The 518-nt window shown below is 47.7% G+C and carries 1 protein-coding gene; it reads right to left on the minus strand.

Features of this window, described 5'->3' with window-relative positions; all coding sequences use genetic code 11:
* Positions 1-518, minus strand: a 518-nt coding sequence (locus tag R7044_RS28050) for a uroporphyrinogen decarboxylase family protein (RefSeq protein WP_318141759.1), incomplete at both ends; no start/stop codon positions are given.

Consider the following 518-nt stretch of genomic DNA (forward strand, 5'->3'; position numbering starts at 1 on the left):
CTGCGTACATCATCTTCTTGATCTTCGTGAAGGCCTTAGAGCTACCACCTTCAACCATGTAAGTCGCAAGCGTCCATGGGCTACCAGAGAAACCAATTAGAGGTACATCACCATTCAAATCTTTACGGATTTGACGCACGGCATTCATTACGTACTGCAGTTCACCTTCTGGATCTGGCAGACCGATTTTCTCTACGTCGGCTTTGCAAGTAATTGGGTTATCGAAGACCGGACCTTCACCAGCAGCAAAACGCAGACCCAGACCCATTGCATCTGGGATAGTTAGGATGTCAGAGAACAAGATCGCTGCATCAAGAGGAAAACGGCGCAGTGGTTGAAGAGTTACTTCAGACGCCAGCTCCGCATTCTTACACAAAGACATGAAATCGCCCGCTTGAGCACGCGTAGCTTTGTATTCTGGTAAGTAACGACCTGCCTGACGCATCATCCATACTGGCGTGTAATCTACCGGCTCTTTAAGAAGCGCACGCAGATAACGATCATTTTTTAATTCAGTC

The sequence above is a fragment of the Vibrio sp. 1402 genome (genome assembly GCF_033340275.1).